Origin of the sequence: Paenibacillus sp. AN1007 (genome assembly GCF_040702995.1) — a bacterium.
In the GTDB taxonomy this organism is placed as follows: domain Bacteria; phylum Bacillota; class Bacilli; order Paenibacillales; family Paenibacillaceae; genus Paenibacillus.
In genome coordinates, this window is sequence record NZ_CP159992.1 from 941,836 (window position 1) to 967,758 (window position 25,923).

At 48.3% G+C, this 25,923-nt stretch carries 21 protein-coding genes; 18 read left to right on the top strand and 3 right to left on the bottom strand.

Translation table 11 applies throughout. The features are described from left to right. Nucleotides 1–301 precede the first annotated feature (301 nt). A complete protein-coding gene (locus tag ABXS70_RS04250) occupies nucleotides 302–3,529 on the top strand; it encodes a GNAT family N-acetyltransferase (protein WP_366294091.1) in 3,228 nt (1,075 codons plus the stop codon). Beyond that, the gene (locus ABXS70_RS04255) at nucleotides 3,516–4,394 is read left to right on the top strand and encodes a TatD family hydrolase (protein WP_342552320.1); all 879 of its coding nucleotides are present in this window, start codon (nucleotides 3,516–3,518) and stop codon (nucleotides 4,392–4,394) included. Before ABXS70_RS04250 ends, ABXS70_RS04255 begins: the two co-directional genes overlap by 14 nt. A 178-nt stretch (nucleotides 4,395–4,572) precedes the next feature. On the opposite strand, the gene ABXS70_RS04260 is transcribed toward ABXS70_RS04255, so the two are convergent. Continuing rightward, on the bottom strand, nucleotides 4,573–4,983 hold the full coding sequence (locus ABXS70_RS04260) for a hypothetical protein (protein WP_366294094.1): 411 nt from the start codon (nucleotides 4,981–4,983) through the stop codon (nucleotides 4,573–4,575). A 253-nt stretch (nucleotides 4,984–5,236) separates the two neighbouring features. Here ABXS70_RS04260 and ABXS70_RS04265 point away from each other — a divergent pair, with 253 nt between their 5' ends. Next, on the top strand, nucleotides 5,237–7,297 hold the full coding sequence (locus ABXS70_RS04265) for a methyl-accepting chemotaxis protein (RefSeq protein ID WP_366294097.1): 2,061 nt from the start codon (nucleotides 5,237–5,239) through the stop codon (nucleotides 7,295–7,297). Between the two features lie 148 nt (nucleotides 7,298–7,445). Here the strand turns inward: ABXS70_RS04265 and ABXS70_RS04270 are convergent, their stop codons facing one another. Continuing rightward, entirely contained in the window at nucleotides 7,446–8,495 is a 1,050-nt protein-coding gene (locus ABXS70_RS04270; RefSeq protein ID WP_366294100.1) for a hypothetical protein, read from the bottom strand. 241 nt (nucleotides 8,496–8,736) lie between these two features. On the opposite strand from ABXS70_RS04270, the gene ABXS70_RS04275 reads away from it, so the two are divergent. The 4 genes from ABXS70_RS04275 (at nucleotide 8,737) to ABXS70_RS04290 (ending at nucleotide 10,442) form a co-directional block, all read left to right on the top strand. Further along, entirely contained in the window at nucleotides 8,737–8,952 is a 216-nt protein-coding gene (locus ABXS70_RS04275; protein WP_342552316.1) for a hypothetical protein, read from the top strand. Nucleotides 8,953–8,960: 8 nt separating this feature from the next. Then, nucleotides 8,961–9,161 (top strand): colicin E5-related ribonuclease, encoded by a 201-nt coding sequence (locus ABXS70_RS04280; protein WP_366296536.1) that lies wholly within the window; start codon nucleotides 8,961–8,963, stop codon nucleotides 9,159–9,161. A gap of 36 nt (nucleotides 9,162–9,197) precedes the next feature. Continuing rightward, complete coding sequence (locus ABXS70_RS04285) at nucleotides 9,198–9,623, top strand: SMI1/KNR4 family protein (protein ID WP_342552315.1); 426 nt, start codon at nucleotides 9,198–9,200, stop codon at nucleotides 9,621–9,623. A gap of 276 nt (nucleotides 9,624–9,899) precedes the next feature. After that, complete coding sequence (locus tag ABXS70_RS04290) at nucleotides 9,900–10,442, top strand: class I adenylate-forming enzyme family protein (RefSeq protein ID WP_366294104.1); 543 nt, start codon at nucleotides 9,900–9,902, stop codon at nucleotides 10,440–10,442. 35 nt (nucleotides 10,443–10,477) lie between these two features. Here ABXS70_RS04290 and ABXS70_RS04295 read toward each other — a convergent pair whose 3' ends face one another. Further along, a complete protein-coding gene (locus ABXS70_RS04295; RefSeq protein WP_342552313.1) occupies nucleotides 10,478–10,828 on the bottom strand; it encodes an iron-sulfur cluster biosynthesis family protein in 351 nt (116 codons plus the stop codon). Between the two features lie 105 nt (nucleotides 10,829–10,933). Here ABXS70_RS04295 and ABXS70_RS04300 point away from each other — a divergent pair, with 105 nt between their 5' ends. The 11 genes from ABXS70_RS04300 (at nucleotide 10,934) to ABXS70_RS04350 (ending at nucleotide 25,868) form a co-directional block, all read left to right on the top strand. Then, entirely contained in the window at nucleotides 10,934–11,806 is an 873-nt protein-coding gene (locus ABXS70_RS04300) for a metallophosphoesterase (protein ID WP_342552312.1), read from the top strand. Nucleotides 11,807–11,898: 92 nt separating this feature from the next. Then, entirely contained in the window at nucleotides 11,899–12,927 is a 1,029-nt protein-coding gene (locus tag ABXS70_RS04305) for a LacI family DNA-binding transcriptional regulator (RefSeq protein ID WP_342552311.1), read from the top strand. A 334-nt stretch (nucleotides 12,928–13,261) separates the two neighbouring features. Continuing rightward, entirely contained in the window at nucleotides 13,262–14,758 is a 1,497-nt protein-coding gene (locus ABXS70_RS04310) for a glycoside hydrolase (protein ID WP_366294109.1), read from the top strand. 115 nt (nucleotides 14,759–14,873) lie between these two features. Beyond that, nucleotides 14,874–17,903: a beta-galactosidase gene (locus tag ABXS70_RS04315; protein ID WP_366294112.1), complete on the top strand. Its 3,030-nt coding sequence runs from the start codon at nucleotides 14,874–14,876 to the stop codon at nucleotides 17,901–17,903. 541 nt (nucleotides 17,904–18,444) lie between these two features. Continuing rightward, nucleotides 18,445–19,779, top strand: coding sequence for an AbfB domain-containing protein (locus tag ABXS70_RS04320; protein WP_366294115.1), 1,335 nt, complete (start codon nucleotides 18,445–18,447; stop codon nucleotides 19,777–19,779). Nucleotides 19,780–19,794: 15 nt separating this feature from the next. Further along, on the top strand, nucleotides 19,795–21,639 hold the full coding sequence (locus ABXS70_RS04325; protein WP_366294118.1) for an RICIN domain-containing protein: 1,845 nt from the start codon (nucleotides 19,795–19,797) through the stop codon (nucleotides 21,637–21,639). A 394-nt stretch (nucleotides 21,640–22,033) separates the two neighbouring features. Continuing rightward, nucleotides 22,034–22,591 (top strand): GNAT family protein, encoded by a 558-nt coding sequence (locus tag ABXS70_RS04330; protein ID WP_366294121.1) that lies wholly within the window; start codon nucleotides 22,034–22,036, stop codon nucleotides 22,589–22,591. Nucleotides 22,592–22,679: 88 nt separating this feature from the next. Then, nucleotides 22,680–23,435, top strand: a complete 756-nt coding sequence (locus ABXS70_RS04335; RefSeq protein ID WP_342552305.1) for an exodeoxyribonuclease III — start codon at nucleotides 22,680–22,682, stop codon at nucleotides 23,433–23,435. Nucleotides 23,436–23,839: 404 nt separating this feature from the next. After that, a complete protein-coding gene (locus tag ABXS70_RS04340) occupies nucleotides 23,840–23,989 on the top strand; it encodes a hypothetical protein (protein ID WP_366294124.1) in 150 nt (49 codons plus the stop codon). Nucleotides 23,990–24,090: 101 nt separating this feature from the next. Further along, nucleotides 24,091–24,666 (top strand): hypothetical protein, encoded by a 576-nt coding sequence (locus ABXS70_RS04345; RefSeq protein WP_366294127.1) that lies wholly within the window; start codon nucleotides 24,091–24,093, stop codon nucleotides 24,664–24,666. Nucleotides 24,667–24,890: 224 nt separating this feature from the next. Then, the gene (locus ABXS70_RS04350) at nucleotides 24,891–25,868 is read left to right on the top strand and encodes a diaminopimelate dehydrogenase (RefSeq protein WP_342552302.1); all 978 of its coding nucleotides are present in this window, start codon (nucleotides 24,891–24,893) and stop codon (nucleotides 25,866–25,868) included. The last annotated feature ends 55 nt before the right edge of the window (nucleotides 25,869–25,923 follow it).

Genomic DNA, 25,923 nt, shown 5'->3' on the forward strand with positions numbered 1-25,923 from the left:
TCACAGATTCACCGATTTTATCCGGTCAACACGGGATATGTTAGCCTGTACATAAGCCCTGCAGGAGTCCAAAGGTACATACGGACCACCATGGTCTAAGGTTTCTTATTACTTATAATCGTTCTGGACCCAATATGAATCTAGGAGACAAAGACGCTCTGAAAATGTTTCCAATTATAGTATGATAAGACTATCGCTAGATTTGCCGCACAGGGCCTGGATTAGTTCTGCGGCGATCAGAAGAAGGCCAGTTAGTTGTTTATGAAGACCATCCTATACATATAGAGAAGGAGAGCAGAACATGAGCGTACAACCCATCATCGATCAGATTCAGATTGTTGAATACGACCATTCTTACGCTGCCAGTGTGGCAGAGATGTGGAATCGAAGCAATGAGAGCTGGGGAGGCGGCACAAGGCAGAGAACAGAGGAGGCCACTCGCCAAGAGATGGAGAACTCCTCTAATCTTCACGTGTTTCTGGCGATTCATAACGAAGAGGTCGTCGGTTTTTGCAGCTTTGCCCATTATCGATTCGACGAGAATGCACTATATGTACCCCTGCTTAACGTGCGCCCGGACTACCATGGTTACAAAATTGGCCGTAATCTGATTTTGAAGGCAGTGGAGAAAACGGTGCAGGCCGGGTGGCCGCGTCTGGATCTGTTCACTTGGCCGGGTAATACCAAGGCGGTGCCGATGTACAAGAAGTGCGGATTTTTCTGGGAGAAAAAAGACGAGAGCGTACACCTGATGAACTTTATCCCGACGGTGCTGCAGACGGAGGCACTTGCGCCGTACTTCGAAACACTGGATTGGTACGCGGACAGTACGCGTGAACTTGTTATTGAACCGGATGGACGTGAGCATCAGGGGTTTGATTACTTTGACTACTCTTGGAGTAAAGGAGACACTTCCCTTCGGGTATCTTTTGAAAAAACAGGCCGCGGACTGGCCGCGATCGAAACACCGGATTACGAAATTCACACCGAAGTTGACGAGCATAATCTGGTGTTTGGTTCAAGTTATCCCGTGCGTTATCATATCCAAAATAAATCAGCTGCCGCTCTTGCCATCGAGATCAGCGGACAGGATGACAAAAACATCCGTTTTGCTCTGCATACCGTGCAGACGGTGCAGCCGGGTGAAATGATCACGGTAGATGGAGTATTTCACCTTGATCCGGTGACAGAAGAACAGGACAAAAACAAAACCCATCCGGTCATCAGCAGTACCTGGCTTATTAACGGGAAGAAGGCTCATTTCCGGCTCGGTATCCACCCCAAATTTCCTGCCAAAATCACATCTGTGCTGCCTGTGAAGGAGCTGTATCCGGGTGTCCCGGCAGAACTGCTGCTGAATGTGGAAAACAATGTGGATGCTGAAACGGAATTCAATCTGGAGCTGCCTGCAGATGAATTCCTGGATTGGACGGAGCGCAGGCTGCGCTTTACGGTGCCCGCAAAGGGGAAATGCTCTGTGCCCGTTCCATTTACGCTGCATACGTATGGCATCTATGCACAGGACATTGAGATTACCGCTGCTCCGGCAGGGGGATCGGAGATTTCTTTTACAAGAAAACTGTCTGTGCTGATGAAGGGCATCGAAGGCAGGTACGGCGGGGAGGCAAACGGCCAGTGGGTTGTCGTGAACGGTGCATTTTCTCTTCATATGAACAAACATGATAACGTCATGTGGATTGAATACCCCGGGTCGCGTCATTCGTTCTGGTGGAACTATCCGAAGCTGGGTAAGCCGTATTCGGAAGAGCTGTCCAGAAAAGAAGCCAAAGAAGTGAACATTGCTGCAGAGGGCAGTTATCAGGTTCTTGAGGCGGTCTATGAATTGGAAAATTTCCCGGGACTGCTGTTGAAAACGATTGCCAAGCTGTCCGCGAGCGGAATGGCCACGTTCTCTCATGAGGTTGTAAATACACGTGATACGGCATGGGAAGAAGAACTCTTCCTGATGGATAACTTCGGCTTCTATGGAAACGGGCTCATATTACCATACCAAGGCCGTTTTGTGGATATGGGTGATGACTACGCTGGAGATCCAAACCACTGGGATAGTGGGCAGATTACAGAGAACTGGCTGTTCTGCAAGGAAGAGTACGGGACATGCGGCATCTATTGGGACCCTTCGCTGAAACTGATTAAACCTGAATATACACTGGGACTGCAGCATGAGCTTGGACGCTTGAAGGCTGGAGCTTCGGTACATACCAAGGAAACGGTGTTTGCGCTGAATACGTTTGGGAAATGGTCGGATTTCCGTGCATTTGCCCGTAAACAACCGAATCAGACCATCCCGATGCTGGATAGTCATCTGGATGTGACGTTGAATGGCGGGAATCCATTTACCCCGGATGTACTTCAGGCAGAGCTGAACGAACGTAAGCTTGTTCCACTTGCAGGTACATTGGAACTGTATGTGCAGCAGGGTGGCGAACCGGAAATGAAGGCGGGTACGATAGCGTTCGATGCGGCAGAACATCTGGACGCAGCCAAGCTGGAGTTTGCGCCCAAGGACATTGGAACGGCAGGGAATCTCCGTGATCTGCAGCATTCAGAGTCCGCAGCCCGTCCTGACCAGCCTGAGCACATCGGCGGCTGGAAAGTACGCGGTGTATATCGTGGAGAAGACCGAATTCAGGAGCGAACAGCCCTCTGGTTTCCACAGACAAGGTCGGAAGTCCAGCAGAAGATTGAAGAGGGAGCAGCGGAATCAGGGACATTGTATACCGTAAACAATGGTGTATTATCCATTACGGCTGATCCGGCTTTCGCTGGTGTAATACACTCACTGAAAGTTCAGGGAGAGGAATGGCTGGACAGCTCCTATCCTGAACCTGCTCCTCGTTCATGGTGGAATCCGTGGTATGGCGGAATGACTGTCGATATTCCGGGCATGAATGGGTTCAGTCGTCAATTGGAGCAAACGAGTATATCGTGGTCGGAACAAGAGGATCAATTCGGCAATGTTTGGAAAGGCATGAAAACGAGTATCTGCATCGACAAACATGAAGCGAATCGGGGAATGACGGTTCAGCAGCATTATCTGATGCTGCCGGGTGTTCCGGTGCTGTGTACGTTAGTTTCTGTAACCAACAAGAGCGGTCTGACACGCGCGAATTACACGATTACAGAAGCGCGTTTCTTCAAACCTGCGGATGCGTATACAGAAGGCTGGATCGAGCAGCCGAACGAGGACCGTTTCCCGCTGGGGAAGGTGGATATCGGCCTGCCATTACGGAATATTTTTCGAACAGGCTCTACTTCACGGCATAACATGCTGCATGCGATTAATCGTTACCCTAATCAGAGTGCCTGGGCTTTTGCCAACAATCTGGTGACCGGACATAACGTAACGCATGAGCTTACGTTGAAAGACGGAGAAACCGTCTGGACGGAGCCGACATATCTTGTGCTGGGGCCGATCCCGCTTCAACCGGCGGATGTACATGATCTGTTGAAGCTCAACTTTGTAACAACGACAAGCGAAGAGGAGGACTCCGATGCCCATCATTGATATTCATATTCATCTGTCGGATATCGACAGCTTTCACCGTACCGCAATTGATTTGTCCAAAGTAGACTACAGCACGGCTGGCCTCAAAGCGGAATTTGACCGAAATGATGTTATCCTTGGCATCGGCATGGGGGTCAGCGAGCAGACAAAGGGGGCTTTCCCGGATTCCAGTTCCCCTAACCCGATGAGGCTGGACCTGGAAGAACAGGTTCCATCGTTTCTGATGGAATGTGTCGGGATTAACCCGAACCGGCTGGACGGCAAGCATGCTCAGGATGAGCTGGACCGGATCGAAGCCAGACTGCAGCTGCCCGAGATTGCGGGAATCAAGCTGTATGCCGGATATTACCATCACTATGTGTATGACAAAATCTATACCCCGGTCTATGAACTGGCGGCAAAATACAATCTGCCTGTGGTCATCCATACCGGAGACACCTACTCGATGAACGGACTGCTTAAATACGCGCATCCGTTAACGGTGGACGAGCTTGCCCTGCAGCAGCGGGGCGTTAACTTTATGATCTGCCACCTGGGCGATCCTTGGGTGATGGATGCGGCCGAGGTAGTGGCAAAAAATCCTAACGTGTATGCGGATTTGTCAGGACTGGTGGTCGGAGATCGGCCTCACTTCGAACGCTTTATGAACGAACCGTTATTCATGGATCATTTCCGCCGAGCCTTGGTCTACTCGGATCATTACGAGAAGATGCTGTTCGGTACCGATTGGCCGCTGGCCCCGATCGACTTGTATGCTGAATTTGTGCGCAGACTGGTGCCGGAGCAGCATCATGAGAAAGTCTTTTATGAGAATGCCTTTGGCTTGTTCCCGCGCATTAGCCAGCGAATTGCGGAGCTTTCCTAACAGCCTAACGATAATGGGATGCATGAAACAATACGCATCACTGTCCATGTCTGTAAGTATCTTCATATTTAATGCATATTCCACCCCAAAAAACCTGCCGTTTTGCCGGCAGGTTTTTTCGCTGTCTATATCCTGAAAAGTTAAGCTTCGTTCAGCTGCCATCCACAATCGATGTGAGCTATAATCGCAGATCCTTTTGGTTGTACTCTCGCGAAGAACCTTCCTGCTTCAGATACATTTTGCTGGGCTGATGAAGCAGCAGGGTGAGCAGCATGAAAACGTGCAGCAGGACGAGAAGGCTTGGAATAAACAAAACAGTGAAGAACAGGGTTAGACTCATGAATGTAATCGTCAGCTTATAGCTCTGTCCTGAGATATACATGATCGTCAGGAGCGGGGGAGCCAGAATCAAAATGATTCGAAGCGCAATGTTGGCAAAGTAGGCGACCTGATCGAATAGCGGAAATGCGGAGTAATCCGCACTGCTGCGGAATACATCTGCAACCAGGAATGCCATGGAAATGCCAATGAAGATGGACTGCAGTCCCAGAAGGGCACGGATGACATTTAATAAAGTGGGCATTTTCATATAAAAATATCGTTCCTCTCTCTTCACAATATGTAGTTCATCCATTATACGATGATAATGTTATATTTTGTATTACCCTGAAGTCCACTTTTGCTAATCCATTCAAACGACTTTTGTCCTGCATATAAACCTTAGGCTGATATTTTTTTATGCAAGCGCTTTATAACTGGACGATTATTTAATAACAACCGATATTAAAATAGCGCATATTATATGGATTCTACACAAATGAGGATGGATGGTGGAAGTATTTATGTTTTTTGCAAAGGCAAGGCAGCGTATAACCAATATGTCTTTTCGAATCAAATTACCGTTAATGATCAGTCTTCTCGTCTGTGTTGTGCTGACTGTAACGGCTGTACTGTGTTATAAGGTGGCCGAAGGCATTACGATGGTTAAAAGCAAAGACGAAATTCGATCGACTTCAGATCGGATCAGCGAAGGATTGTTTACCTCACTTAGTCTGGAGCAGCAGTCAACGTTTCTCATTACGACTCATCGTACATTTAGAGATTTACTTGAAATTAGCAATGCGGCTGAGGCTCAGAATGATGACACATTTACCTCAGACAACCAGGAGCTGGTGGACAAAGCGAATGGCATATTGGCAGACAGTTTGACCGGTATGGAGGGAACCAGCATTCTAACGCTGCTGGATCGCAGCGGTAAAGTGGTAGCAGCCAGTGACCCGGAATCTTTGGGTGGGGAAAGAGCGGATCGTACATATTTTCAGGAAGCTATTCAGGGACGCACGGTCATCAGTGAAGGCATGATCTCCAAGACACTGGGTACGCTGGGCATCGTTTTTGCGTCTCCAATCTATAATGATAAGAAAGAAGTGGAAGGGGTACTCGTTTCTACAGCAAATACATCATTTTTCATAAATCAATTTCAAAATGTCAAAATCAACAACGAGGGCAAAGTCATCATTCTGGATCGCGTTGGCATGGTTCTGTATCATTCGGCAGACGAGAGTCTTGCGGGCAAACCGCTCGAATCGGGAGAATACCAGTCCATTGTTGATCTGGACTCAAGTGATAAGCTGTTTCACGGCGAGGCAAGCAGTGACCAAAAAGTTGTATTTTATTCCAGAATCCCACGTTCGGATTGGACGGTTATTGTAGAAGATTCATATGTAGACGTCAATCAGCCCTTAACCAGCATGGCGAATAAGATGTATATCGTTCTCTTCAGCTCTATTGCCTTCTCAGTCATTGTTGGCATTCTGCTCTCACGGGTGATGACGAGACCGGTTGCTTCCATTACAGCGCTGTTTAGACAACTGGCTGGAGGTGACTTAACGGTACAGGCGAAGGAGAAATACAGCGGAGAATTCAGAGAACTGGCTGACAGCTTCAACACCATGACCGAGGGGAACAGGCAGCTGATTGCCAGTATGAATGCTTCTATTGGTGTCCTGAATCAAAGCACTGCGGAACTGGATCGATCTGCGCAGCAGACATCGGCATCCATCACCGATACATCAGCCACGGCACTTGAGATCTCACGCGCGATGGAATCACAGGCGAAGGATACCGAGGCGATTGTGGATCAGTTCATGAATGTGGGCAGTAAAATCGTCAGCGTGAATGAAATATCCCAATCCGTCATGGCACAGGCCGATGAACTTACGGATGCGTTCCAAAATAATCATGAAGTCATCGATGCGCTCATCGCTGTGAATGACCGGAACGAAGCAGAGGTTCATAATATTTCTAACATAACCGTACAGCTCGCAGAGAGCTCGTCGGGTATTCAGCAGATTACAAGCACCATTACCGAAATTGCCAATCAGACCAAGCTGCTCGCACTGAATGCATCCATTGAAGCAGCGAGAGCAGGCGAGCAGGGGCGGGGATTTGCTGTGGTGGCTTCCGAGATTCGTAAGCTGGCAGAACAGACAACCGCACAATCCGACGATATTAACCGAATCGTTATGCAGACGATTGAACATGTGGAGCAAAATAACCAGAGTGTGAAGACGATTGAAGCGATTGCGAAGCAGCATAAAAGCAGTGTCATACAGACCAAAGATACGTTCCAATTCGCGACTCAAAATATGCAGCGTATGATGGAGCAAGTGCAGGCCATTGCCTCCCAGATTGAGTCCATTGAAAGGGACAAGGACGAGGTCCTGAGCGCAGCGCAGAGCTTGTCGGCTTCAGGTGAAGAAGTGTCCGCATCCATTGAGGAAGTCACTGCTACCATGGAGGAGCAGTCTGCCATGACCGGGCATCTGGCCGAGCTGGTGCAGACGATTGACGCCTTGACGAAGCGGCTGGCTGAGGAATCGGCAAGGTTTAAAACAAGTTAGAAGAAAGAAGATTTAACGTGATTGCTGCACAGCGATCAAACTCTCACACAGGTACACACGTAAACCTCCCATCCAGAACAGTGGACATGGGAGGTTTTTTTGAATGTTCTGCAGGTTCGCTATATGCAGCAGGCGGAAAGAGCAAGTTTTATTTTTGGACAGGCTCAGACAGGAGCATGAAGTTGTTGATGAAGCCTTTGTTTTGCAGGAAGATCGTCTCGATCTTTTTTGATTGCATATGATAGAAATAAATGCCTCGTTCTGAACTGCCGTTTCCTTTTTCGCCTAGAAAATAGAAGCCGTCTCCTTCGTTGTTCAGGAATAACTCACTGCTTGCCTTGATTGGGAGTTTAAGTTCCTGACGCTTACCGGTCTTCACATCTACCAGACTGTATCGGATCGGCCTTTTGTTAATATATTTGGCAGTCGCTATAAGGAGCTGATCCCCTCTTGCAGATAAAGTTAGAATCTGTTCATCTTGGAGCTCGAATATTTTCCGGGTCTGTTTCGTTTCCGGATCGATTTCAATGATGGTATGACGGGGAGGAACCATCGGTTTTTGGGTCTGATTTGACTTTTCCATCTGCTGATACTGTTCTTCCTCGGAGTATTGAATGGCATATGCTTTTCCGGCTTTGGGATCATACGCAATGTCCCATGTGGTCGTATCCGAATCCTGCTCATGTAAAACCGTCAATTCCTGTGTATCTTGGTCCAGAAACATGACTTTTACCGGGCGCTCTCCTTGCTTCACAGCAGCCAACATGAGTGTATGCTCAGCGACATTCGGGATGATGGCATTCACAGCAAAGAGATTAGAGCTTAACTGCTTCACCTGATGTGTTTTCATATCATAAGCAAATAACTCATCTCCTTTATTTTGGCCAGTACCCGAATAATACGTAGTGTTATCCGCCAGAGAAACGACCGTTAAAGGATATTGCGAGTTATAGGGCAGATCAGTCATTTTGGTGAGAGCTTTGGTTTGCAAATCATAGGTATAAACGTTCATGGTCATTCCATCGCTCTGATCGGTCTCATTCACGTACTCGGTATTGGTAATGGACAGGTACTCATGGGTCTGCGCAGCACTTGGTTTAATTTGGGGTGGTGGGCTCGCAGCACTGTTTTCGCTAGAGCCGCAGCCTGAAATGAGCATGAGTGAGAACGCTGCAATCAGAAAGAACGTTGAGAACATAAACACAGCAGTTAACGGGTGTATCTTATCATTCTTCGGCTTCGGTATCTTAATGCCTCCTTTCTATGGCTGCTGGGTGTTTAGCAAGTTTGTAAAATAAACGCTGCAGGTTCCCAAAAGGTTTTGGTTATAAATCAATAAATCGTAAATATATAGATGATCTGGTTGTTTTGTGTTATTTTCAATTTATTCCAAATTATCCTTGTAGGATTAAAAGGATATTAAATTTTAGGGGGACATTATGCTTTTATCGGAACGATTGCCACGAGCAGCAGGTCTGTATCCAGAGGCACCAGCATTCCTGCACCAAGGTTGCGTAATGAGTTACAGCGAACTTGATCAGCTTGTAACCTTTATTCTGGATCCCCCTATCACTATAGCCAAGAGCCTACAAAAAGAGGTGGTAAAAGTATTGCAGATCAAATTACTGAACGTGGCTGGAATGATCAACGACTGAGTGAAGCTATAAATGAGCCGGCAGGTACTGTAGACTGGGTTGATCAAAGAAAAGGGCAGAAGAATGTACCGGTTACAGTATATTATCACGAAGATAGTGGTTATGTTGTTAGAAGAAATGATACAGGAGAAATTATCCAGGTTAGTCAAGTGGATGACCCCGATTGGAGCACCTACTGGTCAGATGATGATATCAATTGGGTAAAATAGATTTAGTTAGTTTAAATCATAAAGGGAGTAGAACATATGGTCGATAATAATACCTGGAGTACGGAGTATTCTTCTGTTGATATGCATGCAGTAAGGTTAGTAGAAAAAAAATGGGGTATACAGTTTCCTTCAGAGTACATTAACTTTATTCAAAAGTACCACGGTGCAGAGCCTGTACAACGGACGTTGAATATCAATGGAAAGAAAGTTATATTTTCTTCCTTCTTAACCTTCATCGCATTTGATGATCTTGATATATTAGATGTATATAATGAGCAAAAGAGCAGTCTTCCTCTTAATCATTTTCCTTTTGCTATAGATGAGGAGGGTAACCTGTTTTGCTTTAATTTCAGCAGCTTGCCTCATCCTAGTATTATTTACATAGAAACGATACGTTCTGCCGATTCTCAGGGTGTTTATATTGCCTCAAACTTTACAGAGTTCATCCAAAAATTTATTTAGCTGATCTAACCTCAGCATGGTTAAATCTATACTTGATTCCTCATAACAATATCGATTAGGTCAGCGAAATGCTGCCTTCACATTGAATAGTTATGTGATTTCTTAAAAAAATAGTCATCAGCATACGAGGACCAAAAGATCGAATTGGCTAAATCTGATGTCAAGGGACAAGAACATGGCCCATCGAAGTCGCTATTTCAGCGGCTTTTTTATTTTATCGGTACAAGTTCTTGTCCCAAGCTAAGGACAAGAACATAGTCCGATTACCGATTAGATGTGTATCTACTTCGCGCAGGCGATCGTTTCGCCCTGTTAGGTGACCCGAGTCCCGCACTTGTGGTCGCGCTATATGCGGCGGTTGCGGTCGGCGCCATACCGCTTGTGCCCTCTCCGTTGTTAACCGTCTCTGAACTGACCGCCATACTGCAGGATGCAGAGCCGCACATGATTATTCATGATGAACATCACCTCGAGAAAGTGAAAACGTTAATCCATCTTTTGGAATATAGTCCACAATGGTTCACAACACATGAGGAGAATTCGGTTAGCAGATCGCTGCCAACGCTTTTGAAACGGTTATTCTCATCTCGACCCACAGAATCGGTGAATGCAGGTGCCGAAGATACGGCTGTACTGATTTATACAGGAGGCACGACGGGGCGCCCTAAAGGGGTGATGCATTCACACCGCAGCAAACAAATAGTGTTCAAAAACAGCTTCAAGGTTGCAGAGATGGCTCAGGAGACGGGCTGTTCTGCCCGGCATTTTCCATTCAAACAAACCTCCCTTTTCGCGAAGTGCCGATTAGGGAGGTTTTAATCTTAATGTGCATATAAGTGATCGACGACAATCGATTATTCCCTGCACTCAGACGTCATCATTGCAGCTTCCCGCAGATCGTGAACCTTTATACTGTTCCCGTAGATCATCGAACCGCTGCTCAGATGAAACGAAGGGGAGCTCTCATCGGACTGCAGATGTAAACAGGAATCATAATAAAGCTGCTGCTGCTTATTAATCACAAACGGCAGCGAACCCGCATCAATCGATACGTCATCACTGTCCCGCTCGTTTAAAATTAAAAGTACCGTAATTCCGTCACTGCTGCAGCCGGTAGTATCATAAAATAATTTGAAAAAGCCTGGCTGCTCTCCCAGCTGTTCAACAAGTTTTGCTTCGGCCTGCGGACTCACTTGAATGATCATGACGTCGTCACACTCCTCTGTCTCCCAATGAATTCGCTTACAATTTAATATATGGACCACGGCAGTCGATTAGAAGGTAAAATAAAGGAGAAGGAGAGAGATGATATGGAAATACTGACATTAAACGATGAACCCATTGAATATTTTTCTTATTTAAATGTGGTCCCTGGCGGAGAAGTCGTTCAGGCACAGCTTCCGATTTATCATGGTACCCTGGCTGGACTGCCGGACGGAATGCACGCTCTGATTGTAACTTCGGATTTGCAGGGAATTGTACCTGGAACGGAGAAGAAGTCTGGTGCGGCATCTGACGCGGAGGCTGCGGACAAGCTTCTTGGCGAGCTGCTGCCTGCCTATATTCGCCTGCTGATGGAGATAGAATGGCCTATGCTTGATCCTCGGAAGACGGGGGTGCTGTTATGTGGAGACATGTATGCCCTGCGTGGGAAAAGGGGAGCGACTGGCAATCCGGTTCCCGTCTGGCTTGCCTTCAGGGCAGCCTTCGGCTGGGTTGCCGGCGTCCACGGCAACCACGATCTCACCGATGATGCAGACGCTCATCGGTTACACTGCAGCGAGGGCATCCACTGTATGGATGGCCCGGCTGCCATGATCAGCGCTGGCCCCCCACCGGGTGGCCCAGCGCCGAGTGCCGCCAAGACCAGCCAGCTGCGCATCGCGGGCCTTGGCGGCATCATCGGCCGGCCGGACAAGCCGAACCGGCTGCCGGCAGAGCCGTACCTGCAATCCGTACGCAAGCTGCTGAAGCAGCAGCCGGATTGCCTGCTTTTGCACCAAAGCCCGGGCATCGCCGAGCTTGGGCTTATGGGTGAACCGCTCATCCGGCAGGCCTTGGAGGCCGGGCCGAAGACACTGGTGTTCAGCGGGCATACCCATTGGGATACGCCGCTCGTTGAGCTGAGCAACGGCACACAAGTGGTGAATGCCGACAGCAAGGTGTTTGTTTTCACGCGCTGAGACGCACAGGTATACATGAAATGCATTTCATCGCTATATCTTATCTGGTATGATAAGCAGGAAAATAGAGAGAAAAGGAAGGTTCCCCCCTTATGACACCGATCACCATATATGATATTGCGAAAGAAGCAAACGTATCTGTATCGACGGTCTCCCGGGTGCTGAATGACACGGCTCCTGTTCGTGCCAGCACGCGAGAGAAGATCATGTCGATTATCGAGAAACATCAATTTCAGCCCAACGCACAGGCACGCAGTCTGATTAAGAAAGAGACAGGCACCATTGCGATTATTCTGCCGGATATTACCAATCCGTTTTTCCCCGAGGTGTTCTGGGGTGCAGAGAACGAAGCACGCGGACTAGGGTATACGTTCTTTCTGTGCAATACGGCAGGGGATTATAACCGCGAGTCTGAGTACCTCTCCATTTTGCGGGAGAAACGGGTGGATGGCATTATCTTTCTTGGCGGACGCATTAATCTTCAGGTGTGTCCAGATCAGATGGCACAGGAATTGATGGACATGAGCAGGCACATGCCCATTGTGCTGGTTAACGGCAACATTGCCAAAGGCGGATTCCACCGCGTCTATACAGATGAAGGGGCCGGAGCCGCTATGGCAGCCGAACATCTGCTTGAACTTGGACACCGGGAGATTGCATTTGTCGGGGGATTGAAGGAATTATCAACTACGATGGTCAAGGTCAAAGCGGTGCAGAAAAAACTTCGTGAATACGGACTTGAGATCCCGAAAGAACGTCAGCTGCTCGGCAGTTTCTCCATTGAGGACGGTAAACGGGAAATGTCCAAGCTGCTGCAGCAGGACAATCCGCCTACAGCCGTCATTTGTGTGAACGATAACACGGCGATTGGAGCGATCAAGTCAACACTTGAGCATGGACTGTCCATACCCAAAGACATATCCATCATCGGTTTTGATGATACACCGCTGGCGAGTGCTGTAATCCCTGAACTGACAACGATATCCCAGAATACGTATCAGCTGGGTAAGCAGGCTGTAGATGTGCTCCATGAGCTGATTAACCAAGGCAAACCGAAGAAACAGAACATATTGGAACCTAAGCTGATTATCCGTCAGAGTACAGGACCTGCCGCCCGGTAGTAGGCCTGTATTTCTAAAAAAGAAAGCGTTGACATTTCCGGGAAGGGTGAAATATAATGAGGGCGTAAATGAGACCCCTTTCATCATGTGGAACGGGTTTTATATTTACACTTAATGAAACCGATTTCATGAAATGGGTTTCAAAAATATTTTTTCCCATCCTCCTCCTCCTCTACAGGTCTGCTTCTGATTCTCGCATGAATAAGAAATATCCATGAGATATACAGGATTCATGCGAGCGAGTAGGAGACGATCGATTGTAATAATATGAATACAGTTTCAACTACAGCTTCAATATTCAGAAGATCAATGGGTCATGAAGGAAGGAAAAACGATGGCAGATCGTAAGCAGCGTTTCTCAGGCAGACGAGGTTTGGTCCTTGCAGGGACAGTGCTTCTTGCCTTGGTGGCTGCAGGAGGAATTGTTATGCATCATTACAAGAATCCATCACTCGAGACACTTGTATTTCAGGATGATCCGGTGCGTCTGAAGCTGGAACAGTCGTATGATCATTTTGAAGGCTGGGGCACGTCGCTGGCTTGGTGGGCTAATGACCTCGGTGGCTGGGAGAATCAGGCGAAGGTCGATGAGATTATGGATTTGGTATTTGATCCGGTGAAAGGCTTGGGACTTAACATTGTTCGTTACAATATTGGCGGTGGCGAAAATCCCGAGATGAAGGAACTCCGCCCAGGCGGCGATGTTCCAGGCTTCCAGCCTAAGCCAGGGGTGTGGGACTGGGAAGCGGACGCAGGACAGCGTTCTGTGCTGCAGAGTGCGATTAAACGCGGGGTGAACATTACAGAGGCTTTCTCCAATTCCCCTCCGTACTGGATGACGATCAGCGGCTCGGTTACTGGCGCGGAGGATGGCGGCAGCAATCTGCGTGAGGACCAGTACGATGCATTTGCCGACTATTTGACCGAAGTGGTGAAGCATTACCGGGATACGTGGGGCATTACGTTCCGTACACTGAATCCGCTGAACGAACCTTCTGCCAACTGGTGGAAGAAGGGAAACATGCAGGAAGGCAGTCATTTCAATACGGAGCAGCAGGCCGCAATGATTAAGAAAACAGCTGCTTCACTCCGCAGCAAAGGACTGGATGGCACCGTAATCAGTGCTGCGGATGATAACAGCATCGACGAGACGATGTTTAATTTCAGCCTGTATGATCAGGATACGGTGGATGCTGTGCAGCAGATCAATACCCACTCGTACAACGGCAGCAGAATGGAAGAACTGCGTGCTCTGGCTGACAAGCTGGGCAAAAAGCTGTGGATGTCCGAATACGGTACCGGCGGAAGCGAGCCGCATCATCATGAAGACATGACATCGGTACAAGAGCTGGCAGAGCGCATCATGTTTGATCTGAAAATCATGCAGCCATCTGCCTGGGTATACTGGCAGGCTGTAGAGGATGAAGGCGCGAGGAACAACTGGGGCTTCATCCATGCCAATTTTAACGGTGATGAGCAGTACGAGATGACCAAGCAGTATTATGCTATGGCTCAGTTCACCAAATACATTCGTCCTGGCGCGGTTATCATTCCAACAGATGAAGGCAGCACACTTGCAGCTTATGATGCCAAGGCGCAGAGACTTGTTCTGGTGATTCGGAATGAACGGTCTGCAGAGAGCAAAGCGTTTGACCTGAACGGCTGGGATTATGCCCAAACCACCTCTGCTCAAGTGTATCAGACCTCACCAGATCACAATATGCAGAAGCTTGAGGATATCCCGGTGTACGCGAACGGAATTGAAGTACCAATCGCGGATAACTCTATCACCACCGTTGTGCTGGAAGGTGTCAGGCCACCAGCAGCGTAAATAACTCAGGACAACAGTGATCTTGAAGTGATTTTGGCATCGTAATGCACTGTATACACGTGTATTTCAATAGAGATCAAGACTTATTCATAAAAATAAGAAGGAGGGGATCACGTTGACAGAACAGGCATCCCTTTTGACACAGGAACAAGAGAGCAGCAGGCTCAGCAGCGGGCGGGGAGTGCAGTATGAATTGACGTATGATGCACGCAGCTTTTATCTGAACGGTGAACGTATTTTTCTGAACAGTGCAACCATCCATTATTTTCGCATGCCGAAGGAAGAATGGCGCGATGTTCTAATGAAGGCAAAGCTGGCAGGTATGAACTGTATTGATACCTATTTTGCATGGAACGTGCATGAACCGGAGGAGGGACAGTGGTCCTTCGAAGGGGATAACGACTGCGGCGCATTTCTTGATCTGTGTGCAGAGCTGGGCATGTGGGTGATTGCACGTCCAGGACCGTTTATCTGTGCAGAGTGGGATTTCGGCGGGTTTCCGTACTGGCTGGGTACGAAACCGGGCGTGAAATTTAGAGAGAATAACGAAACGTATCTGCATTATGTGCAGCTGTACTTTGACCAGCTCATTCCGATTATCCGGAAGCGCCAGCTGTCCGCTGGAGGCACGGTGATCCTTGTGCAGGTTGAAAATGAGTATGGATATCTGATGGATGATGAAGCAGCAAGTGCCCACATGACAACGCTGAGGGACGGGATACTGGAGCGAGGCATAGATGTTCCGCTTATCACCTGTGTTGGCGGAGCAGAAGGCACCATTGAGGGGGCGAACTTCTGGTCGGGAGCCGATGGACATTATGCCAATCTGCGGGCCAAGCAGCCGGGTACACCGAAGATCGTTACCGAATTCTGGACGGGATGGTTCGAAAATTGGGGAGGGCCTTCGGCAATTCAGAAGACCGCATCGCTGCTGGACAGAAGAATTATGGAGATCCTGCGAGCCGGATATACAGGGATCAGCTATTACATGTTTTATGGCGGTACCAACTTTGGCGGATATGGCGGAAGAACGCTGGGAAGCAGCGATATTTTCATGATTACATCCTATGATTATGATGCTCCGCTGAGCGAATATGGACGCGTGACACCCAAATATGCAGTGACGAAAAACCTGTCCTATTTGGTGCGTGCATTCGGATCTCTGTTGATGGAATCCGAGGATATAGCGGCTGATCAGATTCAGGTCCGACACCCGGGAAGCATTTCCGTACGAGGAAGGCAGGCAGGGCCGGAGAAGATCTGGTTTGTAGAAAGTCATAAAGATGAACGTGAAACGGTGTACATCACCCTTGATGAAGAACGGACGCTGCCGGTTTCAATCCATCCGGGTCAGATTGTTCCAATGCTGGATCGTGTGCAAATTGCTGAACGGGTATACCTGACTGCAGGTGCCATGATAACGGGTAACGAGGTGATTAACGGTGAACTAACGCTGTTTGTCACGGCGGATCGAGGACAGCGTTCGGTGATTGAGCTTGAACTGGGAGCGGACCAGGGATCTGCGGCGGGTGCACTTGTGGTGAAGGACAGCACGGTACAGGTGCTGGTTGAAGAGAATGAAGCGAGAAATGCATATCGTTTAGACCTGTTCCACTTTCAGGAGCCGGGTGTGATACGTGTAGAGGCAAACGGAACTTCCATTCGCTTTGTCATTCTGGACCGTGACACGATGAATCGCACGTGGCGTGTGGAATCGGCTGATCGGCAGAGCCTGCGTTATGCGATCGGATTTGACGATGTGGATGTTACGGCTTCAGGGCAGGTCAAAGGTATGATCTCTGATTCTGAACGCACCATCCTGCTGCTGGGCGATTGGCAGGATGGCGAACAGACTCGGACAGGACGTGAGTTCATCACCCGGGAAGCGGAGAAACAGCCTGATTTGGCATCTGGTGAAGTGAAAGAACATCTTGGCTGCATGACGCTTGGCACGCCAGCTGCTCCAGTACTGCCAAGTTCACCTGATATCTCACGCGTCACTCTGAGAGCGGAACAGCATTCTGTGAGCGGGCAGCCTGTGGATTTTTCCGAGTATGGTCAGGACTTTGGATATCTGTTATATGAATGTGATTTGGACCATGCCGTGAATGAAACGACGAATCTCATTCTGCCGAAAATTCAGGATACCGCGAGGATTATTGTGAACGGTTCCGAGCAGGCGCTCGTGCGTCAGGTTGGCGCGGCTTCAGTGCCGATTCGTCTCGTCCAGGGCCGGAATACGCTGCAGCTGCTTGTACAGCAGATGGGCAGACTGAACTTTTCCCCTTACTTGGGTGAACATAAAGGTGTGTCAGGAGCGGTGTACCTTGGCGGTCAAGTGCAGGATATTCGCCGGGATTGGCAGATGGACACAGAAGTTATTCATCTGGATGAAGTGAACACGATTCAGGCAGGAACCGTGCTCCGCCGAAGCTTTACGCTGGATGGCATGGACAGGGCAGTACTGGTGGGTGCTTTGAGCAAAGGACTGCGTGTTAACGGCATTGAAATTCCGATGCCCGCTTATCAGGACTGGTTTGCCTTTCAGACACTGGATCTGTCCAGCTATGTGAAGCCGGGAGAGTTAAACACACTGGAGATGCCGTACAGCCGAGCACCGCTCAATCGACTGGAACTGATCACTTATGCGAATGCGGGCGAGCTTCAGAACTGGCGGATGGCAGGTACGGATGAGCTGCTTCCAACAGGGTGGGAATCGTATGATACGGCACAGCGTCTCACTTCAGGTGCATTGCAAACGAAAGGGACTGAGGTTGGCAAAACACCTGCTGAATCAGGTTCAATCACGGTTGAACCTAAGTCAGGACGGACTTCCCGGGGGGCTTCGTACGGTCAGCCGGTATGGTACCGTTGGCGTTTTGCCAAACCTGTCACAGACGCACATCACAAAGTAAACCTAATGCTTCGCCTCACGGGTATGAGCAAAGGAACCATCCATGTGAACGGGCATCACCTCGGCCGATACTGGCAGATTGGGCCGCAGGAGGATTACAAAATTCCGACTGCCTGGCTGCAGGAAGAGAATGAACTGCTCATTTTCGATGAAGAAGGCAGGACACCGGAACGGGTAAGGCTGATGCTGGATGAGATGTCACGATATCCGTGGATTACAGTGGGAAAATAGATGTAGAAGGTTAGAATTTGGAAGTAGCAGTAGAAGCAGCACCAACTCCATCCCATATCAACAGCAATAGTAAGCAGCAGTATAAGCATTAGCATCAATATAAGCAGCATTTTGAGTGAGCAGCAGTAGAAGAAGCAGCAGTACAGCAGTGTCAAATATAGCGAAATTAGAATTCGAATAGATTCTCCCTCATTCTTATCTATACCTGAATCACAAGAGAGCTTGATACCTCAGGCGAATCTTGTACCAAACCGGTTGTATATGAGAATGAGGGTTTTGCTTATTTTATAAGCTAACCATGAAGGATCGTTTGTTCACAGCGCTTATGAAGCGGAGAGTAGTCTTATTTGTAAGCGTATACATAAATGAATAAGCATGGTTGTTTCACATATATAAAGGGGGTGATATTCCATGTGAGTAGACGGAAGCAGATACCGGAAGATGCTGCATGGCTAATTGAAAGCAGGTTATAACCCACTTACTCTTCGATCAGTCAGAAGACAGTCCGATATCATTTTGTGAAGGATAAGGAGCTGAATGGATGCTGCTGAAAAGGAAAGGCAGAGTACAGTCATGGGGTAGATGTAAGGCTGTACCGCTGCTCATGCTGGGATTGTTAATTTTGTATACTGCTGCATTTCCCGGTTCAGTCCAAGCAACAACCAGTGTGTACACAATGACAGCCTTTACGAACACAAGCGAATCCAACATGTATATTTATGAGTCCTATAATGCGAAACATTATGGTTTGCTGAAAGGTCCGGCATACACACCGCCTGGATCTGATCTGATTCGCGATCCCAGCGTTATGAAGCATACCGATGGATTATATTATGTGGTGTACACCACGAACTGGTCAGGTCATACGGTTGGCATTGCTTCCAGCCCGGACAAAATCAACTGGACATTTGTTCGCAACATCACACTGTCTACCGCAGCCCCGATCGCACATACGTGGGCACCGGAATGGTTCATGGACACGAACGGCAGTGTGAACATCATCGTTTCGCTCTCTCCTGGCAATTACGAGAATTTCAAGCCGCATGTTATTACCGCACTGGGCAGCAATCTGTCATCCACATCATGGTCTGCACCTGCGCTGCTTGCAGGTCTGGCCCCCAATTATATTGATACCTTTGTAGTGAAGACAGATTCAACCTATCATGCGTTTACTAAGAACGAAACGACCAAAAACATCGAATACGCCACAGCCAATTCCCTGACAGGTCCGTATACGTTCAAAGGCACAGGTGACTGGGCAGGCTGGGGTTCAGGACTGGAGGGACCCGCCTTGGTGCAGCTGGATAACGGTTCCTGGCGAATTTATTTTGACGGATATGCAGATCACAAATATTATTACAGCGACTCGGCGGACAACTTTCTAAGCTGGAGCGGCAAACAGGAGATCGAGGGCCTGTCCGGAATGGTTCGGCATATGACTGTGCTGAAGGAGCCAGGACAGCCTGGGGATATCCGCAAGCTGGAATCGTTTAACGAACGAGGAAGCTTCATTCGTCACTATTTCTATCAGGCTCGTATCGATGACAGCGTGAATCCGGCAGAAGACGCTCAGTTTCGGATCGTGCCCGGACTGGCGAGTCAAGAGGGCATCTCGTTCGAAGCGATGAATTATCCCGGTTATTTTCTGCGCAACCATAATGGTAATATCATGCTGGTGAAAAATGACCGCAGTACTGCATTCCGTAATGATGCTACATTCAAACGTGTTAACGGGCTGGCAGATGCAGGCTGGACCTCTTACGCTTTATTTTATAATCCGAACCTGTACTTGCGGCATTCTGATCAAATGCTGCGATTACAGCCCATTGTTACCCCAATGGACAAATCCGATGCGACTTTCCGTGAGATCAATTGATAAGGAGCTGAGTATATGAAGTGGTTGAAACGAATGAGTGCAGTGCTGCTGAGCGGAACACTGCTGGCGGGCAGCATGGGTACTGCGACGGACGTGTCGGCTGCGGGAGCTTATACGGCCGCCGCTGATCCATCGAAACAGTATCAGACCGTTGAAGGTTGGGGAACATCGCTGGCTTGGTGGGGCAAGGTGGTTGGCGAGTATTCGAATCGGGACGAATATGTAGAGAAAATGTTTAATCCAGTGACGGGAATCGGGATGAATATTCTGAGATATAACATTGGAGGCGGGGATGATCCGTCGTCCAACATACTTGAATATCGCAAAGCGGTTCCTGGTTTTCAGCCATCTCCGGGCGTATACGACTGGACCGCCGATGCGAACCAGCGATACATGCTGCAGGCCGCCAAGGCACAAGGGGTCAACATCATTGAAGCTTTTGCAAACTCCGCACCGTACTGGATGACGATCAGCGGCAGTGTATCCGGTGCAGCGAATGGCGGCAATAACCTCAAGCCGGATTATTATGATGATTTTGCCGATTATTTGACGGAGGTTGTTAAGCATTTCCGGGATCATTGGGGCATTACGTTTGATACGGTGACCCCACTGAATGAACCAATCTCGAATTGGTGGAAGCTGGGCAATGATCAGGAGGGCATGCACTTCGGCCGGGCAGAGCAGAATGCGATTTTAAGTCAGGTCCAAGCATCTTTGAATGCCAAGGGGCTGACCACCAGGCTGAGTGCACCAGAGGAGAATAACCTGGATGATACCAATACTTCCTATAAAAGTTACAGCAGTGCCGTTCAATCGGCGATCAGCCAGATTAACACACATACGTATAATGGCAGTAACCGGACAGCTCTGCGCAATACCGCAGCGTCTGCAGGTAAAAAACTGTGGGCATCCGAATACGGAGATGGGGATGCAAGCGGCCTTACGATGTCACGCACAATCCTGAAGGATATGCGCAGCATGGGTGCGAGTGCGTGGGTGTACTGGCAGGCTGTAGACAGCGCAGAAGGCTGGGGATTTTTTAAGAATGTACTCAACAATACAAAAACGACCAGCTACACGGTGAACCAAAAATATTATGTCATGGGGAACTACAGTAAATTTATCCGCCCAGGGTATAAAATTATCGGCATGAGTGATGCCAATACTCTTGCAGCTTATGATGCGGCATCGGGCAAAGTAGTATTGGTCACGACCAACTCAGAATCCACGGATACAACCGTAACCTATGATTTGAGCCGTTTCTCAAGCATTGGTTCGTCTGCGCAGGTGTACCGTACTTCGTCAACGGAGAAGCTGCAGCAGCTGACGAACATTCCGATTCAAAACAAAACGTTCACAACGACAGCTAAAGCGAACTCGGTGACCACTTATGTGATCTCTGGCGCATCATACAGCGGCAGTACAGGATATGAAGCAGGAGCAATCTACAAGCTTGTTAACCGTAACAGCGGTCTTGTACTGGATGTGAACGGTGCTTCATCGGCCGGAGGAGCGACGATTATTCAATGGAGTGATAACGGAGCAGCCAATCAGCAGTGGAAGCTGAAGCCTACAGGGAGTGGATACTACACCATTCGTAACGTAGGCAGCGGGCTGATGCTCGATGTTAACTCAGGCTCTACCCAGGGCGGCGCATCACTCATTCAGTGGCAGGCTAACGGAGGTTATAATCAGCAGTGGCTGCCAATTGATGTGGGCGGATATGTTGTATTGGCGAATCGCAACAGCGGCCTTACCGTCGATATCAACCAAGGATCGATGAATGCAGGTGCTTCCACCATCCAGTGGGAGGATAACGGTGGGGCCAACCAGCAGTGGAATCTGGTTAAGGTGAATTAGAGTAAACATACCATGATGAAACCATGTTGAGTTTGTTCTCTAAAGTGTTAGTGAAGTTAAGAAACAAATAAAAGCAGGCCGTAATTTGCAGAAGCTGGTTACGGCGAGCAGGATATAGCGGCACTTGTGAAAGTGATGCGATGAAATTCAATAGATCGAATTGATCTTGAATGAACGCGAATCATTTAATGCATCCGAAAAATTATAATAAGATACAAACATCTCGTGGCCATTCCCACTCTCAGCAGGTAGGGAATGGCCTTTTTTGAAACATCATATTTATCCTGATCATTCTATGAGATGACTTGGTTCTATCCATTTAACGTAGTAGAATGACAAAGGGACTGTAACATACATAAACACAGAAGAAATTTGACTTTAAGGAGAAATACGTATGAGTGAGTTATTTACATTTGACACATTTCCACAACTGGAAACAGAGCGATTTGTGCTCCGTGCAGCAGCAGACAGTGACAGCCGGGATTTACTGGCGCTGTACTCGGATGCAACGGTTGTAGAATATATGCCCTTCACGCCCTTCGAATCCGAACAGGATGCGCTGGATGAGATGAGCTGGTATAAGAAGATTTTCAAGGAACATACCGGTCTGCGGTGGATGATTGAAGATAAGGAGTCTCATCGAGTGATTGGAACATGCGGATATCTGGGATATGAGGAGGAACATCACCGGGCAGAGATTGGATATGATCTGCTTTCGTCCTGCTGGGGCAGGGGCGTGATGACAGAGGCTGCCAGAGCTGTACTGGATTTTGGATTCAATCAGATGCAGCTGAACAAAATTGAAGCGAAGGTGGACCCGGGGAACGAGGCGTCCATTCGTTTGCTGCTTAAGCTGGGTTTTCAGCAGGAAGGCCTGCTGCGGCAGCATGAATTTGAGAAGGGCAGGTACGTTGATCTGGCGATCTTCCCGAAGCTGCAGAGCGACAACTAAACCATTTCCGGTCTCCATCCCCAATCATGATGCCTTGTTCCCCAGATTGGGCTCATGTTATATTGGAGAGATGTGAGGAGATGAGACTATGAAGCTGGTGTCCTGGAATGTGAACGGACTTCGAGCGTGTGTGAATAAAGGATTTATGGATTATTATCATCAAAGTGAGGCCGATATTTTTTGTCTTCAGGAGACGAAGCTGCAGGCAGGACAGATCGAGATGGATCTGGGCGAAGACGTCTATCAGTACTGGAATTATGCGATCAAAAAAGGCTATTCAGGTACGGCTGTATTCAGCCGCATCAAACCGCTGTCTGTCCGTTATGGTATGGAAGAGGACAGCGAGCCGGAAGGCCGGATGATTACACTGGAGTACGATGCCTTTTATCTGATTAATGTCTACACGCCTAACGCTAAACGGGATTTGACCCGGCTTCCTTATCGTCTGGAGTGGGAGGATCGGTTCAAGTCTTATGTGCTGCAGCTGGAGCAGTTGAAGCCGGTCGTCATCTGTGGGGACCTGAACGTGGCTCACCAGGAGATCGATCTAAAGAATCCGAAGCCTAATATGGGCAACTCCGGATTTACAGACGAAGAGCGTGGTAAGATGACGGACCTGCTTGCGGCAGGATATACAGATAGCTTCCGTCACCTGCACCCGGATCAAACGGATGTCTACAGCTGGTGGTCCTATATGCCCAAGGTCAGAGAGCGGAACGTGGGCTGGCGGATCGATTATTTTCTCGTTTCCAATCAGCTCGTACCCAGCGTGACCAATGCCTATATCGACTGTCATGTGCTGGGCAGCGACCACTGTCCGGTAGGGCTTGTGCTGGGCAGTTGAATTTAATGGACTGCTTCTGGCTCAAAGATATACTGCATAAAGAATGAATCTGAAAACTCGCTTCCTTTACGGAAACGAGTTTTTTTACGTCCGAAAGAGGCGTAGTCCACATTTGGGGATTTGGCGTATGATATGACCTGAGAGCTGCTGCAGCATGATTCGTACCTGAATTGGGAAAGAAGGGCGTGCGGCATTTCCGTTGCTCCAAAGGAGGGGTCTTTTTTTGATATACACAAAAAGCGGTAGAGGAGAAATACTGGACTTTGGTTGGGGAAAAGGACTGGACTCCGGATTGTTTCAATTCGGCCATTTCTTGGGTAGGATTGAAGCATACATACATATTGTTGAATAGGATTAGTCTCTATAGAACATGAACAATCTGTACATCGAAGGAGGAGGGTTATATGAAAAACATCAGAGTTATCACCCGATTCCTGTCCATATTTATTGTCAGCTGCCTGTTGTCTTTGAGTGTGTTATCGGTATCGGTCCTCTGGATTAAACATACCGTAGATGCTGTACCTGTTATGGAGCAGACACTGGAACTCGACTAAATAAAGGAGGGATGTGCAAGCGCCGTGCAGAGATATCGTTCTGATATAAGAACATGAATAGAAGAAATGACCATATAAGACAACTTGAAGGAGAGATATTTATGGTGAAAAAGAAAACATATCTGCTGGCCTGCGCCGCATTAGCCATGATGGTGGCGTTAAGTGCCTGCAGCACGGCTGCTGACCAGCCAAAGGGCGAGTCCGAGAAGGTAAATAGCGAGGCAGCATCGGGAACAGGTGAGCCAGCGGCTGCAGAAGGCACAAGCGAACCGGCGACAGGTACGGATACGGAAGCCTCATCTACACCGGCAGCTTCTGAATCTGCATCAGGCCAAGGTGATACGAACACGGTGGAGGGACTACCGGAGTACCTGCCAAAAGATTTCCCGTTACCGGACGATGCTGCAATTACGACAGCGAATTCCAGAGAAGATGAAGGCAAAAAATCGGCAATGCTGATCTTCACCACCAAGCAGGACATGGAGACGGTATCGAAGATGTACAAAGAGTATTTTGAAGCCAAAAAACTAACCGACTCCGGACAAACAATTGACGCCAAAAATATCATTATACAGGGAACTGAACCGGATACGGAACAGCATTGGTCTCTGATTGGCGGGACACTGGCAAGTAAGGAAGGCACTATTGAACTTACGCTGAGCTGGTCAGAGTCTTAAAAATGATGCATCGTTAAGACAGGCCGATTTTTAATTTTGGAAGAGAAACAGAATCTTTATACATGCTGTTGTTTTTTTATCCATACCCTGCATGGCGCGGCTTTAACGCTGTACCGATGCAGGGTATTTTTGAATTGCATCTGGAAACCGGACAAGCTACATGGTATGTTATATCCTTAGAAAGACCAATAGACAAAAGATTCAGACAGGGAGAGGATTAAAACATGATTAAAGTTGGCATCGTAGGTTACGGTAACTTGGGTAAAGGTGTGGAGAAAGCCATCGCCCAGAATGATGATCTGGAGCTGGTAGCTGTATTTACACGTCGTAACCCGGAGCAAATGGCGGCTGAAGGTACAGAAGCTCGCTTTGAGCATATCTCTGCGGCTGAGCAGTATATAGGCAAAATTGATGTCATGATTTTGTGTGGAGGTTCTGCGACAGATTTGCCAGAACAGACACCTGTCATTGCCAAGCTGTTTAATACGGTAGATAGTTTTGATACTCATGCAAAAATCCCTGAGTTCTACGAGGCTGTGAACGCAGCGGCTGAGCAGGGCGGACATGTAAGTGTGATCTCGACAGGCTGGGACCCAGGTTTGTTCTCCATGAATCGGCTGCTCGCCCAATCCATTCTGCCGGAAGGAAAAGAGTACACATTCTGGGGCAAAGGGGTCAGCCAAGGACACTCGGATGCGATTCGTCGTGTACCAGGTGTTAAAGCCGGTGTGCAGTATACCGTTCCTGTAGAAGAAGTCATTGACCGCATTCGTTCAGGCGAGACGCCGGAATTGTCTACACGCGAGAAACATCTGCGTCAATGTTATGTGGTTGCAGAAGAAGGCGCAAACCAGGATGAAATCCGTGAAACGATTGTATCCATGCCGAACTATTTTGCAGATTACGACACAACAGTGACCTTCATTAGTGAAGAAGAATTGAAATCCAACCATGAAGGCATGCCGCATGGAGGCTTTGTTATTCGCAGCGGCGTTACAGGTAACGGGCAAAAGCAAATCATTGAATTTGGCCTGAAACTCGACAGCAATCCGGAATTCACTGCGAGCGTGCTTGTCGCATATGCCCGGGCAGCACAGCGTTTGAGCAAGGAAGGACATAAAGGGGCGAAGACGGTGTTTGATATCCCGCTGGGCCACCTGTCTCCGAAATCGGCTGCAGACCTTCGTCGTGACCTGCTGTAATCCTGATTTTTCATATCGTTAGAAAAACACCCCGCTCTTCAACCTGAAGGGCGGG